Source organism: Furfurilactobacillus cerevisiae (assembly GCF_048961765.1).
GTDB lineage: Bacteria > Bacillota > Bacilli > Lactobacillales > Lactobacillaceae > Furfurilactobacillus > Furfurilactobacillus milii_A.
This window is the reverse complement of sequence record NZ_CP185253.1, coordinates 2,014,964-2,029,924: the sequence shown is the minus strand read 5'-3', so window position 1 is coordinate 2,029,924 and position 14,961 is coordinate 2,014,964. Positions and strand designations below refer to the sequence as shown.

General features: G+C 43.7%; 15 protein-coding genes and 2 pseudogenes. 14 read left to right on the top strand and 3 right to left on the bottom strand.

The features are described from left to right. Positions 1-16: 16 nt before the first annotated feature. From atpA to murA, 6 genes and pseudogenes are all read left to right on the top strand, one after another. On the top strand, positions 17-1,549 hold the full coding sequence (gene atpA / locus ABUE36_RS09870; RefSeq protein ID WP_161000784.1) for a F0F1 ATP synthase subunit alpha: 1,533 nt from the start codon (positions 17-19) through the stop codon (positions 1,547-1,549). Positions 1,550-1,569: 20 nt separating this feature from the next. After that, a complete protein-coding gene (locus ABUE36_RS09865; protein WP_421016666.1) occupies positions 1,570-2,529 on the top strand; it encodes a F0F1 ATP synthase subunit gamma in 960 nt (319 codons plus the stop codon). A gap of 59 nt (positions 2,530-2,588) precedes the next feature. Next, positions 2,589-3,995, top strand: coding sequence for a F0F1 ATP synthase subunit beta (atpD, locus tag ABUE36_RS09860; RefSeq protein ID WP_017261244.1), 1,407 nt, complete (start codon positions 2,589-2,591; stop codon positions 3,993-3,995). A 14-nt stretch (positions 3,996-4,009) separates the two neighbouring features. Further along, on the top strand, positions 4,010-4,441 hold the full coding sequence (locus ABUE36_RS09855; RefSeq protein WP_421016665.1) for a F0F1 ATP synthase subunit epsilon: 432 nt from the start codon (positions 4,010-4,012) through the stop codon (positions 4,439-4,441). Positions 4,442-4,568: 127 nt separating this feature from the next. After that, complete coding sequence (locus tag ABUE36_RS09850) at positions 4,569-4,790, top strand: DUF1146 family protein (protein WP_421016664.1); 222 nt, start codon at positions 4,569-4,571, stop codon at positions 4,788-4,790. 67 nt (positions 4,791-4,857) lie between these two features. Then, positions 4,858-6,039, top strand: a pseudogene (gene murA, locus ABUE36_RS09845) (UDP-N-acetylglucosamine 1-carboxyvinyltransferase); the annotation flags it as partial. Positions 6,040-6,097: 58 nt separating this feature from the next. On the opposite strand, the gene istB reads toward murA, so the two are convergent. Next, positions 6,098-6,835 (bottom strand): IS21-like element helper ATPase IstB, encoded by a 738-nt coding sequence (istB, locus tag ABUE36_RS09840; protein ID WP_014386885.1) that lies wholly within the window; start codon positions 6,833-6,835, stop codon positions 6,098-6,100. A 9-nt stretch (positions 6,836-6,844) separates the two neighbouring features. Beyond that, on the bottom strand, positions 6,845-8,068 hold the full coding sequence (gene istA / locus ABUE36_RS09835) for an IS21 family transposase (RefSeq protein WP_003555353.1): 1,224 nt from the start codon (positions 8,066-8,068) through the stop codon (positions 6,845-6,847). A gap of 103 nt (positions 8,069-8,171) precedes the next feature. Between istA and ABUE36_RS09830 the strand changes: the two are divergent. The 6 genes and pseudogenes from ABUE36_RS09830 to ABUE36_RS09805 form a co-directional block, all read left to right on the top strand. After that, positions 8,172-8,309, top strand: a pseudogene (locus ABUE36_RS09830) (UDP-N-acetylglucosamine 1-carboxyvinyltransferase); the annotation flags it as partial. Between the two features lie 314 nt (positions 8,310-8,623). Then, complete coding sequence (locus tag ABUE36_RS09825) at positions 8,624-9,619, top strand: rod shape-determining protein (protein WP_017261239.1); 996 nt, start codon at positions 8,624-8,626, stop codon at positions 9,617-9,619. Between the two features lie 11 nt (positions 9,620-9,630). Then, the gene (gene yidD, locus ABUE36_RS09820; RefSeq protein WP_161000828.1) at positions 9,631-9,933 is read left to right on the top strand and encodes a membrane protein insertion efficiency factor YidD; all 303 of its coding nucleotides are present in this window, start codon (positions 9,631-9,633) and stop codon (positions 9,931-9,933) included. After that, positions 9,917-10,135, top strand: coding sequence for a DUF2969 domain-containing protein (locus ABUE36_RS09815; protein ID WP_017261237.1), 219 nt, complete (start codon positions 9,917-9,919; stop codon positions 10,133-10,135). Before yidD ends, ABUE36_RS09815 begins: the two co-directional genes overlap by 17 nt. 12 nt (positions 10,136-10,147) lie before the next feature. Next, positions 10,148-11,368 carry an FtsW/RodA/SpoVE family cell cycle protein gene (locus ABUE36_RS09810; RefSeq protein WP_017261236.1) on the top strand — a complete coding sequence of 407 codons (1,221 nt, stop codon included), beginning with the start codon at positions 10,148-10,150 and terminating at the stop codon, positions 11,366-11,368. Between the two features lie 23 nt (positions 11,369-11,391). Beyond that, positions 11,392-11,694, top strand: a complete 303-nt coding sequence (locus tag ABUE36_RS09805; RefSeq protein ID WP_017261235.1) for a glycine cleavage system protein H — start codon at positions 11,392-11,394, stop codon at positions 11,692-11,694. An 82-nt stretch (positions 11,695-11,776) separates the two neighbouring features. Here ABUE36_RS09805 and ABUE36_RS09800 read toward each other — a convergent pair whose 3' ends face one another. After that, positions 11,777-12,505, bottom strand: a complete 729-nt coding sequence (locus tag ABUE36_RS09800; protein ID WP_161000829.1) for a gamma-glutamyl-gamma-aminobutyrate hydrolase family protein — start codon at positions 12,503-12,505, stop codon at positions 11,777-11,779. A 171-nt stretch (positions 12,506-12,676) separates the two neighbouring features. Between ABUE36_RS09800 and ABUE36_RS09795 the strand changes: the two genes are divergently transcribed. Together ABUE36_RS09795 and ABUE36_RS09790 are read left to right on the top strand one after the other, a co-directional pair. Further along, complete coding sequence (locus ABUE36_RS09795) at positions 12,677-13,663, top strand: DUF2785 domain-containing protein (protein ID WP_421016663.1); 987 nt, start codon at positions 12,677-12,679, stop codon at positions 13,661-13,663. Between the two features lie 136 nt (positions 13,664-13,799). Beyond that, the gene (locus ABUE36_RS09790; RefSeq protein ID WP_161000831.1) at positions 13,800-14,933 is read left to right on the top strand and encodes a D-alanine--D-alanine ligase family protein; all 1,134 of its coding nucleotides are present in this window, start codon (positions 13,800-13,802) and stop codon (positions 14,931-14,933) included. The last annotated feature ends 28 nt before the right edge of the window (positions 14,934-14,961 follow it).

Here is a 14,961-nt window from a genome sequence, read left to right as displayed (position 1 = left end):
AAGAGGTGAATTCCGCATGAGCATCAAAGCTGAAGAAATCAGCGCTCTGATTAAGCAACAACTTGAGAACTATCAAGAAGAGCTAACCGTTGAAGAAACGGGAACAGTAACCTACGTTGGTGACGGGGTTGCTCGTGCTCATGGTCTGGATAATGCATTAGCTGGCGAATTACTTGAATTCGATAACGGCGTGTATGGGATGGTCCAAAACCTTGAATCCGATGATGTCGGAATCGTTGTTTTGGGTGCTTACGATGGTATCCAAGAAGGTTCGTCCGTTAAACGGACTGGCCGGATTATGGAAGTACCAGTAGGTGATGCCCTTATTGGCCGTGTTGTTAACTCATTGGGTCAACCTATCGACGGCAAGGGTGAGATGAAAACAGATCACACGCGTCCCGTTGAATTTAAGGCCCCGGGTGTTATGCAACGGAAGTCCGTTAGTGAACCATTACAGACTGGGATCAAAGCGATTGATGCCTTGGTACCGATTGGTCGAGGTCAGCGTGAGTTGATCATTGGTGACCGGAAAACTGGTAAGACATCATTAGCTATTGATACAATTGTTAACCAAAAAGATCAGGACATGATCTGTGTCTACGTTGCTATTGGTCAAAAGGAATCAACTGTGCGTGCACAGGTTGAAACTTTACGTCAATTAGGCGCCATGGATTACACGATTGTCGTTTCAGCTGGTCCTTCTGAGCCAGCACCAATGTTGTACCTGGCTCCATATGCCGGCGCGGCAATGGGTGAAGAGTTTATGTACAATGGCAAGCATGTGTTAATCATCTATGATGACTTATCTAAGCAAGCCGTTGCCTATCGTGAACTTTCCTTGATTCTTCGTCGGCCACCAGGTCGTGAAGCTTATCCTGGGGATATTTTCTACACTCACTCACGGTTACTTGAACGTGCTGCGAAGTTAAGTGACGAAATGGGCGGTGGCTCAATGACTGCTTTGCCAATCATTGAAACCCAAGCCGGAGATGTTTCGGCTTATATTCCAACTAACGTTATTTCCATTACTGATGGGCAAATCTTCCTGAATTCAGATTCGTTCTATTCAGGTGTTCGTCCGGCTATCGATGCCGGGACTTCTGTTTCTCGTGTTGGTGGTGACGCGCAGGTTAAGGCCATGAAGAAAGTTGCTGGGACATTGCGTTTGGACCTATCTTCATACGCTGAACTGGCATCATTCGCACAGTTTGGTTCTGATTTGGATCAAGCGACCCAAGACCGCTTGAACCGTGGTCAACGGACGATTGAAGTGTTGAAACAACCACTACATCAACCACTTCCTGTTGAAAAACAAGTTGTGATTCTGTACGCCTTGACTCAAGGATACTTGGACAAGGTTGACGTGGCTGATATTGCACGGTTCCAGAGTGAATTGTTCGATAATTTTGACGCTAACCATGCAGACCTGTTGGACACCATTAAGACGACTGGTAACTTGCCCGCTGATGACGACATGAAGGCTGCAATTTCAGCATTTGCTGATTCTTTCCAACCAACGAAAGCTGCCGCCACTGACGGTACAAAGTAGGTTGAAAGGAAGGTGAGCAAATGCCTGCAGCATTGAACGAAGTTAAACGCCGCATTAGTTCGACGCAAAAGACGTCTCAGATTACGACGGCCATGCAAATGGTTTCAACGTCGAAACTGAGTCAAATTCAACGTCATACGAGTGGTTATCAAGTTTATGCATCAAAGGTTGAAAGTGTTGTGACTCACCTTACTGCATCACATTTATTGGATTCGGGCAACGTTGACATGAGCTCGACCAGTAAAAACGATGATGTACCTGTTAGTGGTTTAATGACACAACGTCCTGTTAAGAAAACGGGATTGTTGGTCGTTACCTCTGACCGTGGACTGGTAGGAAGTTACAATAGCAACATTATCAAGTCGACTAATGACTTTATTAATGAACATGGCAAGACGCCTGATGATTATGTCATTATGGCTGTCGGTGGCATGGGTGCCGATTTCTTTAAGAAACGCGGCATGAATGTTGCTTATGAATACCGTGGTGTTAGCGATGTGCCGACCTTTGTTGAAGTTCGGGAAATCGTTAAAACTGTGACAGCTATGTACAATAACGAAGTTTTCGATGAACTGTACGTTTGTTACAGTCATTTTGTTAATCGACTAACGTCACGTTTTCGTTCGACACGCATGTTACCAATTACTGGTGACACGATTGAAGATACGAAACCTGATGGTGATGAAGTTGTTCAACCTAAGACTGCGCCGATCAGTATTACACCGGAATATGAATTGGAACCTTCTGCTGAGGAGATTTTACAAGTTGTATTGCCACAGTATGCTGAAAGCTTAGTTTATGGTGCGATTCTCGATGGTAAAACGTCAGAGCATGCCTCTAGTGCAACTGCAATGCAGACTGCTTCTGACAATGCCCATGACCTCATTGACAGCTTGAGTTTACAGTATAACCGTGCTCGTCAGAGTGCGATTACGACTGAAATCACTGAAATTACCGGTGGTCAAGCTGCCTTAGAGTAATTGGAAGCATCCATAAGGAAAGTTTATGGTTGAAAAACAAGCGGAAGGAAGAAACGTACATGAGTTCTGGTAAGATTGTTCAAGTTATCGGCCCAGTCGTTGACGTTGAATTCCCTCTGGACGGCACATTACCTGCCATTAACAATGCGCTCTTAGTTAAGCGTCCCAACCAAAAGGATTTGACGGTCGAAGTTACCTTGGAATTAGGTGACGGAGTTGTCCGGACAATCGCGATGGATGGAACAGACGGCTTGCAACGTGGGATGGAAGTTGAGGACACTGGTGGTTCTATTTCTGTTCCTGTTGGTGAAGACACATTGGGCCGGGTATTTAATGTCCTTGGGGAACCCATCGACGGCGGTGAGGACTTCGGTCCTGATGCTCAACGTAACCCGATTCATCGGGAAGCGCCAGCATATGACCAATTGACAACTAGTACTGAGATCCTTGAAACAGGGATCAAAGTTATTGATTTACTTGCACCATATGTTCGTGGTGGTAAAGTCGGGCTCTTCGGTGGTGCCGGTGTTGGTAAAACAGTTCTGATTCAAGAATTAATTCACAACATTGCGCAAGGCCACAACGGGATTTCAGTGTTCACTGGTGTTGGTGAACGTACCCGTGAAGGTAACGACATGTACTTTGAAATGAAAGGATCAGGTGTTCTTAAACAGACGGCCATGGTTTATGGTCAGATGAATGAACCACCTGGTGCCCGTATGCGTGTTGCTTTAACTGGTTTGACGATTGCGGAATACTTCCGTGATGTTAAAGGCCAGGATGTGTTGTTATTTATTGACAACATCTTCCGGTTTACCCAAGCTGGTTCTGAAGTCTCTGCTCTTCTTGGGCGGATTCCTTCAGCCGTTGGTTATCAGCCAACGTTAGCAACTGAAATGGGACAATTGCAAGAACGGATTACATCTACCCAAAAGGGTTCCATTACTTCGATCCAAGCCGTTTATGTGCCAGCCGATGACTACACGGATCCGGCCCCTGCTACGACCTTTGCGCACTTGGATGCGACGACTAACTTGGAACGTTATCTGACTCAACAAGGGATCTACCCAGCCGTGGACCCATTGGAATCAACGTCTTCAGCGTTGACACCAGAAATTGTTGGTCAGGATCACTATGATGTTGCAACCCGCGTTCAGCAAATCTTGCAACGCTACCATGAGTTGCAAGACATCATCTCTATTTTAGGGATGGATGAATTGTCTGACGAAGAACAAACAATTGTTGCCCGTGCTCGTCGGATTCAAAACTTCTTAAGTCAACCATTCTCCGTTGCATCTCAGTTTACTGGGATTGATGGTCAATACGTTTCTGTTGAAGATACGGTGGAAGACTTTAAAGAAATTTTGGACGGTAAGTATGACGATCTTCCTGAAGAAGCATTCCGTCTTGTCGGAACTGTGGATCAGGCTGTGGCAAAGGCAAAGCAATTGCAGGGTAATAATTAAAGGAGGCGTGACCAATGGCTGAACCTCATTTAACTGTTACGATTGTGACGCCTGATGGAACGTCTTACGATAATGACCATGCATCCATGTTTGTTGCTAAAACAACAAACGGAGAAATTGGGATTTTACCTAATCACGTGCCATTAATTGCCGCTTTGGAGATTGACGAAATCAGAGTGAAGGGTGATCAAGATGCTGAAGATGAAATTGCCGTAAATGGTGGTTTTGTTGAGTTCTCGAATAACGTTGCAACCATCGTTGCTGACTCAGCTGAGCAACAAGATGCGATTGACGTTACACGTGCCGAGAATGCACGTAAACGAGCACAAGAAGCGATTGAGCATGCCCAACAAGAACATGATGCGAATGAATTGCGCCGCGCAGAAGTTGCATTGCGTAGGGCAATCAATCGAATCAATGTTGCATCACATGAACGTAATCGATAAAGACAATTAAATGTGTCACTCAAGAGGCTTACTAAGTTTTTAGTAAGTCTCTTTTTTACGGTGTTTTTTTAAGGAACTCATTTAACGAGTATGATAGAATTGGTTGTATCAATCAAAGAGGTGCAAGATGGCTATATATGGTTTTTCTGTGGTAATTAAAATTGTGTTTCAATTGGCCTTTATTTGGTTTGCACTATGGGCAATCAAACCGTTACCACTTGTCAAAATCATGCCATTGTATCCACGCCAGGCACAGGCTATTTTAGTTTTACTGGCAATCGTCATTGGATATGCTTGTAGCTCCTTTTTTATTGACTTATTTCAGTCGATCATTGGATTTAAGCCATGATTGAAGCTTGTTGTTATTAACAATTAAAACTGTTGCACTAGGAAATTGAGTTTGGAGGAACATCTTTATGGAAAAAATCATTGTTCATGGTGGTCAGCCATTGAAGGGAACCGTACATATCGAGGGCGCTAAAAATGCTGTGTTGCCAATTCAGGCTGCATCGTTGTTAGCCTCAACGGGTGAATTGATTTTAACTAACGTTCCCGCCCTGTCCGACGTGTTTATGATGAATAAGGTGCTAAGTTTTCTCAATGTCAGTGTCGATTTTGACCGGCGGGTTAAGTCTGTTACCTTTAATGCCAGCAAGAAGGTTGGTTTTGAAACACCATTTGAGTACGTTTCGAAAATGCGTGCTTCAATTGTTGTCATGGGTCCCTTGTTAGCAAGAGTCGGTCGTGCTCGTGTAGCGATGCCAGGTGGCTGTGCAATCGGCAGTCGTCCAATTGATTTGCATTTAAAGGGCTTTGAAGCGCTCGGTGCTAAAATTGAACAGCATGATGGTTATATCGAAGCTAGTGCGGATAAGTTGGTCGGCGCTAACATTTATTTGGACTTTCCGAGTGTCGGTGCAACCGAAAATATCATGATGGCCGCAACCCTAGCTGAAGGGACGACCACTATTGAAAATGTGGCGCGTGAACCAGAAATTGTTGATTTAGCTAATGTTTTGAACAAGATGGGAGCTAAAGTCTTTGGTGCAGGTACTGAGTCGATTCGCATTGAAGGTGTGCCTGCTTTGCATGGTTGCGAACACAGTGTGGTTCAGGACCGGATTGAAGCAGGGACATTTATGGTTGCTGCTGCGATCACGCATGGGGACGTTTTGATTGCTGACGCCATTCCTGAACATAATAAACCATTAATTTCAAAGTTATTGGAAATGGGCGTTGAGGTTCGCGAAGAACAGAACGGTGTCCGTATTATTGGACCCGACAAGTTGATGGCGGCAAATGTGAAAACTGCTCCGCATCCAGGTTTCCCGACAGACATGCAGCCTCAAGTATCAGTTCTTCAATTGATGGCTGATGGAACCAGCACGTTAACAGAAACTGTGTTTGAAAATCGTTTTAATCACTTGAATGAACTTCGTCGAATGAATGCTCACTTTACCATTGAAGGCCGCTCAGTGGCACTTCAGGGGCCAACAAACTTTAACGGTGCTGAAGTGGCGGCAACTGACTTGCGGGCTGCAGCTGCACTTGTACTGGCTGGCTTAGTGGCAAATGGATATACGACGGTTACCAACCTTGTCAAGGGCAGTTTAAAAATGTAGGTTTTCGGCAGAAAGAAATGTAGGTTTTCGGCAGTTACTTGAGGCCACGTAATCGGTAAGATTTACCAGTGATCTTCACTACGTGAACATGATGAACCAAGCGATCGAGAATGGCTGCTGTCACAGTTGGGTTCTGGAAAATATCAACCCAAGCGGATAGATCACTATTGCTGGTAATGATCGTTGAATGCTTTTCATAGCGGGCATTGACTAGCTGAAATAAGAGGTTAGCTTCTTGGTGACCAATTGGCAAATACCCAATTTCATCAATAATTAATAGGTCATAGCGCGAATAGCGGCTTAGAGATCGATCAAGCAGTCCTTTTTCGTAAGCTGCTCTCAATCTAATCAACAGCTCATGACAATTAATAAAGAGAACCCGACAGCCCTGTTTACAGGCCTCAATCCCAATACTAATTGCCAAGTGGGTTTTACCGACTCCCGGATTGCCAATAAAGATTAAGTTTTCAGACTTTTCCATAAAAGCCAGATTCTGGAATTCCAGAACCTCTTGGCGATTCATACTGGGTTGAAAGCTAAAATCAAATGTATCTAGGGATTTTGTATTGGGGAACCGAGCACGGCCAATGGCCCGTGCAATCTGACCTTCGTGTCGATTCTGGAGTTCCGAATTAGTTAAATCAATTAGCGCCTCAGTTAATGACAGATTATCAGTGTGAATTTGATCAAGGTAATTCGGCAAGTATTCACGGATTTTGTTTAACCCTAAGCGCTCAAGATTATTTAAAAGAATTTGATTATTAGTGGTCATGGTAGCCTCCTATAAGTTGTCGTAATCAGTCATATGTTCACGAATGTAAGCTGAAATGTCTTCATCTGTCCGCCCTTTAAGCAAATCAGATTTGAGGATATTGAACTGATCTTGGGGGTCATAATTCAGCGAATTGGTAGTTATGGAGTGCGTACGAATTTCTTCTCCGTTATAATAAATGTGAATGCGCTGCTCATCATTGGAGATTTCAACAGCAACCGTACAACCAATGTATCGCGGATCTACTGAGTACTTACATTTGCGGAAATTGATCATGGCCTCCTTCGAAACGACACGGGTAATGTTTTCTTCGAAGTATGGTTCAAGGAGATTAACTGGAACGCGATGAAGGTACTCTTTTTCTTCGTCTAACCATTTCAGGTACGGGACTTCGTCCGTGGCCTGCGAAGTTTCATGATTTAGATCATCTCGGAGCATATGAACTAGTTCGATTAGCTCAGTTCCATCAGCAAATTCAGTATTGTATGGCCGTAAACGTTCAACCGTGCGAGCAAGGGCTTCAACTGCACCTTTAGTTTGTGGTCTGAATGGTCGACAAGCAATTGGTGTGAAACCGGCATCTTTACAGAATTCGTGGAACCGTTCGTTAAAGACAGCGTGGCCAAACTGGGATTTTGTATGATCCACAACGGTTTTCATATTATCAAACCAGATTTCCGTCGGAATACCTCCGGTATGAAGGAAAGCGTCGTGTAAGCAAGAAAAGAGGGTATCTTGGCTCCGATCAAAGGTTAGTGTCATATATTTGAGTTTTGAATAAGGCAATACATACAAGAAAATATTGAATTTAAACAGCTCACCCTCGCTGCTCACTAGGGCCATTTCTTCTTTCCAGTCAACTTGAGCAGAGAGACCAGGGGAATGTTCAATCCGAATGGTAGCTTTCTTAACTCGTTCTCGGCGGGTTTGGCGACAATAATCTTTCACGAGGGTATAGCTGCCGGTAAAGCCCTTCTTCTGGATAAATTTAAAAATTGAAGCAGCCGAACAATTTAGTTCAAGCTTTGAATCGATGGTTTGCTTGAATGGATCCAGTAAACTTGGCCGTTTCGGTCGACCACTTGGTCGGCCCTTAAGTCCAGCTTTGACTTCCTCATAGGCTTTCTTAACGGTTCGATAATCAACATTATATTGCCGGGCAATCTCGGCGAAGTTAGGCTTAATATTTTCAGTCACGTAAATCGTCACTCCTTCTCTTAAATCACGTCTCACATCAAATTCCTCCTACACTCTGATGTGATTCATGATACAAAAAATGTAGGAAAACCAACAGTTCTAACCTGCCGTTTTCCTACATTTTACGGGTGCCTTTTACACCAACCTGAAATATTTGGATCGTGGCTATTGTGATTTCCATGAAAAATTGGCGAACCTAGGCGCTGAGATTGAACGCGTTGATATTGATACGGATCTCAAGGCCGTTATTTCAAAGAAGAGTTTGAAGGTAATTTAATTAGTTGATTGGTTTGACTGGAATCATGATACTTATTGATTCACATTTAACAGAAGCTGTTTAATGCAAAATGTCCTCATTCACATTTTTGGTGAATGGGGACATTCTATGTTGATGGACGTCGTGAAGGAAAAATTTGAGATGGCTTATTTGCGTATAACAATTTTTGTGTCTGAGATGGAAATTAACGAAAACCTAAAAATGTTTGCAAATTCCTATTTCTCCGCGGATTTTGACCGATCAACTGCTGACGGACAAAGTGGTAATATGCTATAATTGTGCATTGAAATTGTACGAATTGAAAGGAGTTCAACATGGCCAAAGATATTGGAATCGATTTAGGCACGGCCAATGTGTTGATTTATGTTGTTGGCAAGGGCATCGTTCTTGATGAACCGTCCGTCGTTGCCGTAGATACCAAAACTGAGCGTGTTTTAGCTGTGGGTTCAGAAGCTTACCGAATGGTTGGCCGCACGCCCAGCAATATTCGGGCCATTCGCCCATTAAAGGACGGGGTTATTTCCGATTTTGATGTTACGGAGGAAATGCTGTCATACTTCATTAATAAGCTGAACGTGAAGGGCTTTATGTCGCGTCCTAACATTATGATTTGTGCCCCAACCAACATTACTGAAATTGAACGAAAGGCTATCATTCAAGCCGCTGAAAAATCTGGCGGTGCCAAGGTTTATTTGGAATATGAACCTAAGGTTGCTGCTATTGGTGCTGGCTTAGATGTTTACCAAGCGACTGGTAACATGGTTATTGATATTGGTGGTGGAACCTCTGATATTGCGGTCTTATCTCTTGGTGATATTGTTGCCAGCACATCATTACGCATGGCTGGTGACCGAATGAATGCTGATATCGCGGCTTATGTCAAACGTGAACATGGGTTGACGATTGGTGAACATTCAGCCGAAAACATTAAGATTAAAATTGGGACTGCTATTCATCTGGAACATCCAGAGAGTATGGAAGTTCGTGGTCGTGATGCCGTTGATGGGATGCCTCATGCCGTGGAAATCAATGCTAATGAAGTTGAAGCTGCATTGCATGACACGTTGCAACAGATTATTGACGCTGCGCATGGTGTTTTGGAACGAATTCAACCAGAATTGGCTGCAGATATCATTGATCGTGGCATTATTTTGACAGGTGGTGGTTCCTTGCTAGAAGGTATCGATCAGCTCATTTCTCGCGAGCTTCAAGTACCTGTCATGATTTCCGAACAACCACTTGATAATGTGGCCAAAGGTGCCGGTGAACTGTTAGAGCGAATGAACGGTAAAAAAGGTCCACAGTTGTAACGGAGGCAGTTATGAAATGGTTACTCACGAAGTTGGTTCGTGGTTACCAACGGTTTATTTCACCGTTATTTCCGCCAAGTTGTCGCTATTATCCAACATGTTCAAACTACATGTTGATGGCTTTAAAAAAGCATGGTGCTTTTCTAGGCCTAGTGATGGGAATTGCGCGGATCCTGCGCTGTAATCCTTTTATTCGCGGCGGGTATGATCCGGTTCCAGATTTCTTTACAATTCGCCGTAATCCAGATCCTAAAGATATGGATCCAATTGTTGCGGCATACTTTCATGGGGAGCATCATGGCAAAAAAAGATAAAACAGTGCCGGTATCGATTGATGAAGTTGATGTTGACGGAGAAACGATTGAACAAGTTTCTGTTAACAAGCAGGTCATTGGTGATATTCGGCCAAATGATAAAAAGTTTCTGGCAACGACCGCTAATGGTCAAAAGATTGTTGCAAATAGTCAGGAAGATGCACTACAAGCAATCTTGGCTGAGTTTAATTTACATGGTTAAAGGAGGCTGCACGTGCAACAGGGACGAACTTCAATTAGCCGCAAAAACAAAGATAAAGATTTAGATTCACGCATTGATTGGGGCATTATTTTTTGTGTGCTTATGCTGGCATTGATCGGTATTGCATCGATTTATGTCGCTGCCAGTCATGATACAAAGTCAGTTAGCGTTGTTAAACAGGTTATTACACAGGTCTTATGGTATGCCATTGGGACTGTCGCCGTCGTGATTTTAATGCAGTTTGATTCCGAACAGTTGTGGAAGCTGGCGCCGTTGGCCTATGGTGTGGGAATTTTCCTGTTGGTCGCGGTGCTTGTATTTTACAGTCGTGCTTATTATGTGCAGACCGGGGCTCGTAGTTGGTTTGCTATTGGGCCGCTGACATTTCAGCCGTCTGAAGTGATGAAACCGGCGTATATCTTGATGATGGCGCGGGTAATCACAATGCATAACAATGATCATCCAACTCACACAGTTAAGACAGATTGGTTGTTAATCGGTAAAATGTTCCTGTGGACGCTACCCATTTTTGTTTTGATGAAGTTACAAAATGACTTTGGGACAAACCTAGTGTTTGCTGCTATTTTCGCTGGTATGGTTTTGGTTTCAGGGGTTACTTGGCGTATTATTGTGCCAACCTTTGCGCTCGTTGTCATTGTCGGTGGTGTTGCACTGACATTGGTGCTTAGTGACTGGGGACGGACGCTGTTAGGCCATTTGGGTTTCCAGGCCTATCAATTTGCCCGTGTGGACACGTGGCGGCATCCGGCTGCAGATACCTCTAATCAAGGTTATCAACTCTGGCAGAGCATGAAAGCAATTGGATCAGGTGGCCTGTTCGGTACCGGATTTAACGTATCTCACGTTTACGTGCCAGTTCGGGAATCAGATATGATTTTCTCGGTTATTGGTGAAAACTTTGGGTTTGTTGGTGGTCTGTTACTGATCATGCTGTATTTCTACTTGATTTGGCAAATGGTCAGGGTAACGTTTGATACAAAAAATGAATTTTATGCGTACATTGCAACCGGTGTTGTCATGATGATTTTATTCCATGTTTTTGAAAATATTGGGATGAACATCGGACTGCTACCATTAACCGGGATTCCACTGCCGTTTGTGAGTCAGGGAGGATCCGCTTTGATTGGGAATCTGATTGGAGTCGGGTTAATTATGTCGATGCGCTATCATTACACGAGTTATATGTTTAGTAGTGAAGCCAGCTTCAAATAAGTTGATAAAGTGAGGAATAGATTGTGGAAAACGAAAACAAGTATTTCTGGACTAAAAAAGATGGTGACAATGTTCGCTTAGGCTTAAGCAAGGACGCGCAAGACGAATTGGGAAACGTTACTTACATCGATTTGCCTAAGGCAGGTAGCAAGTTAGTTGCCGGCGACACATTTGCTAGCATTGAAGCCGAAAAGGCTGTTTCCGACATGCCAAGTCCAGTAAGTGGGACTGTTGTGGAAGTTAACCCAGCATTAAAGGAAAGTCCGGATGCCTTAAACGGCGATTGGGACGAAGCTTGGTTGCTAACACTGAGTGAATCAAAGTAAATTATCGAATTAAATAAAACGTGCTCATGGATGATTAAACTCCATGAGCACGTTTCTGTTTAGAATTAGAACGATATGAGGATTAAGCAAGTGTATCGCGAACGTCATTTACGAAGGCGGTAAACAGTGCGGCGGCTTGTTGGTTGGTAGCTGCCATCATTTCAGGATGGAATTGAACAGCTAAAATATGCCGATCAGAATCTTCGACGGCCTCCACAACGCCATCAGCGGCCGTGGCAGTGACGGTCAAACCTGGTGCTACTTTTCTCACAGATTGGTGATGAAAAGAGTTAACCCAAGCTTGTTTGCCATAGATTTGCTGAAGTAAACTGCCGTTTGTGGTTGTGATACGATGGACCGGTGACGCCCAGTCTGTTGGAAATTGATTATGACCAATAGCGTTAGGTACCTGCGTTGGAATGTCTTGATAATCGGTTCCACCCAGAACCGCGTTGATGAGCTGGATACCACGGCAAATGCCCAAAATTGGTTTGTGGGCAGCAATAGCGGCGTGAATAAGTCCTTGCTCAAATTGATCACGATCCCAATCATTTAATTCATTCTGTGGAATCGGGTCCTGACCGTAGAGACGGGGACTGACATCTTGACCGCCAGTAAGTAGAATCGCGTCCACACGTTCAACATAGGCCGCCGCCATCTCTGGGTCTGAAATTGGCAACAGTAGGGGCAGTGCGCCGGCATTAACAAGGGAGGAAACGTAATTCTTTTGTGTATAGTCAACATAGTTGGTACTCATGTGCTGGCTGGGGCGAACCAAGTGGTTGGTTCCAATTCCAATAATTGGCTTCATAAATAATCAACTCTCTTTCTAAAAACTGTCTGCGATTAGTGTAACGCAAATTGTTGGTTTGTGTGGTTGATTTATGCCGGTACGCTCAAATGTTAATTGTTCAGACGACATGAGTTGCTTATCGACTTAAACGTCAGTAAGATTGTAACCAGAAAAAGAAATGGGTGAATAATGATGGCAGATGAATTGAAACAGGTTGACGATGTTCGGACACAATTAAGGAATCTTCGTCAACAGGTACAGGCTGGTGCCGTTTTTCAGTCGCTAAACACAAAAATTGGTGCGGTATTGGATAATTTACCAAGTAATGATGAGACGCCAGTTAGTTTGCCTGATGATGCTGATGGCATTAAAGACCTATTAAAAATGTTGAATCAGCAAATTCGGGCGACAACATTGGATAAGATCACCGATGATCAGTTGATGCAATTATTAAATCACTTAGGGTCACCTGATGTTGATGTACGCGATCGGGGAATTTATTTCTTCTTTAATGACGCGTTGCAACAGCATGTGTTGTCGGATTCTCAGCTACGTTTGGCAGTCAATACGCTTCTGCAGGATCGTGTTTTGTTTAATCATATTACTGAACCGGAAAATACAGCTATTTTCGGTCGGTCATTTGCGGTGATGATTTTATCGTTGCTTGCGTATGCGGATCGGGTTGACGCCCATTTTCTAGACGCTGAGACCACGATGAGGTTAGTTGATCAGCTGGCCACCTACATTGCTTTAGAAAATGATACCCGTGGGTTTGTTGGGACTTCTGGCTGGGCACACGCCTATACACATATCGGTAATTTACTGGATGAACTGGCGGAAAGCCAAGTCCTTACACGGGCCGATAAAGTCTTTCTAATGATTGAAATTTTAGAAAAGTATCGTCGACTCGGAACGCCACTAATTTTTGGGGAAAGTCGTCGGTTAGCGGCTTATTTAGCGACGGTCGTTAATTTAAACGACTTATATGAACAGGCCTTTTTGCAGGAATGGCGTCAATGGCGTGTATGCTTAAGTAATACACCTCAGCCAGAGGATGAAGCTGGGTGGACACGACTGTTTAACCGATCACGGCTACTATCGGCCATGATTTTGCGCGAAGATTACCCAGAAGAAGTCAGCAACGCAATTAACGCTGAAGTTGACTTCCTTTCATAGCGGTTGGGTAGCCTAGACTGTAACAAGCAAAAATCTTTTCTAAACGGGCAAAGTGAGTTGGTGTCACTGATTGATTCTGGTATACTTAAGGTTCACTTACTGACCGGAAAAAAGAAAAGATAGGATGATCAACGTTATGAAAAATAAAAAGCTGCACATTGCGTTATTGTTTGGTGGTAACTCGTCAGAACATGATGTTTCTAAACGTTCTGCGCATAACATTTATGACGCAATGGACAAGGACAAGTATGACGTCAGCTTATTTATGTTTACCAAGGACGGCATCTTGCTAGGTAATAAGGCCTCGCACCGTATTTTTGATGGTGAAGATGAGGACTTGGTTGTTAGCGAAGAGATGCCTAAAATTGATTTGAGCAACCCATTGGCACCAATCATGGCATTAAATGAGGTGTCTGATATCGATTTGTTTTATCCTGTTATTCACGGTAATTTGGGTGAAGACGGGACTGTGCAAGGTCTGTTTAAATTATTGAAGAAACCTTACATTGGGAGTAATGTTCTAGCATCTGCACTGGCCTTTGATAAAGACATGACCAAGCGGATTCTGACACAAGCACACGTCCGTAACACGGAGTATGTTGTCATTACGCCTGAGAACAAGGATCAGATGGACTACGAAACAGTAGCTGCCAAAATTGGTCGCGTCATGTTTTTGAAGCCGGCAGATCAAGGCTCTTCTGTGGGGATTCATCGCGTAACGAATGCTGATGAATATAATGCTGGATTGGCAGATGCGCTTCAGTATGACTTTAAAGTGCTGGCTGAAGAGGCAATCGATGGCCCTCAAGAAATTGAAATTTCGATTTTAGGCAATGAAAAACCACGGGCTTCAAAATTAGGTGCTGTCCGTGTCCCAGATTCAGATACGTTCTATGACTACAATAATAAGTTTGTCGATGCAAGTGGCGTCGTCTTTGAATTGCCCGTTGTGTTGCCGGAATCTTTAACACAGGAAATCACTCAAATGGCACTGGATGCTTATGTTGCTCTTGGGCTTAAGGGGATGGCACGAATCGATTTTCTTGTGTCTAAAGATGGCGTGCCTTATCTTAGTGAACCAAACACGCTGCCTGGTTTTACCAACATCAGTTTGTATCCACAAATGTGGGGTGTTTCGGGAATTGATTATCCAAGCTTGATTGATGAGATCATTGATTACGGACTAGCAGAGTACAAACGTAATCAGTCCATCAGTTACTCTTTTACCAAGCTAGGTACCGAACACGTTGGTGAGAAGAAGTTTAACTAGAAATTGTCATTTTATGTTGTAAAACTGC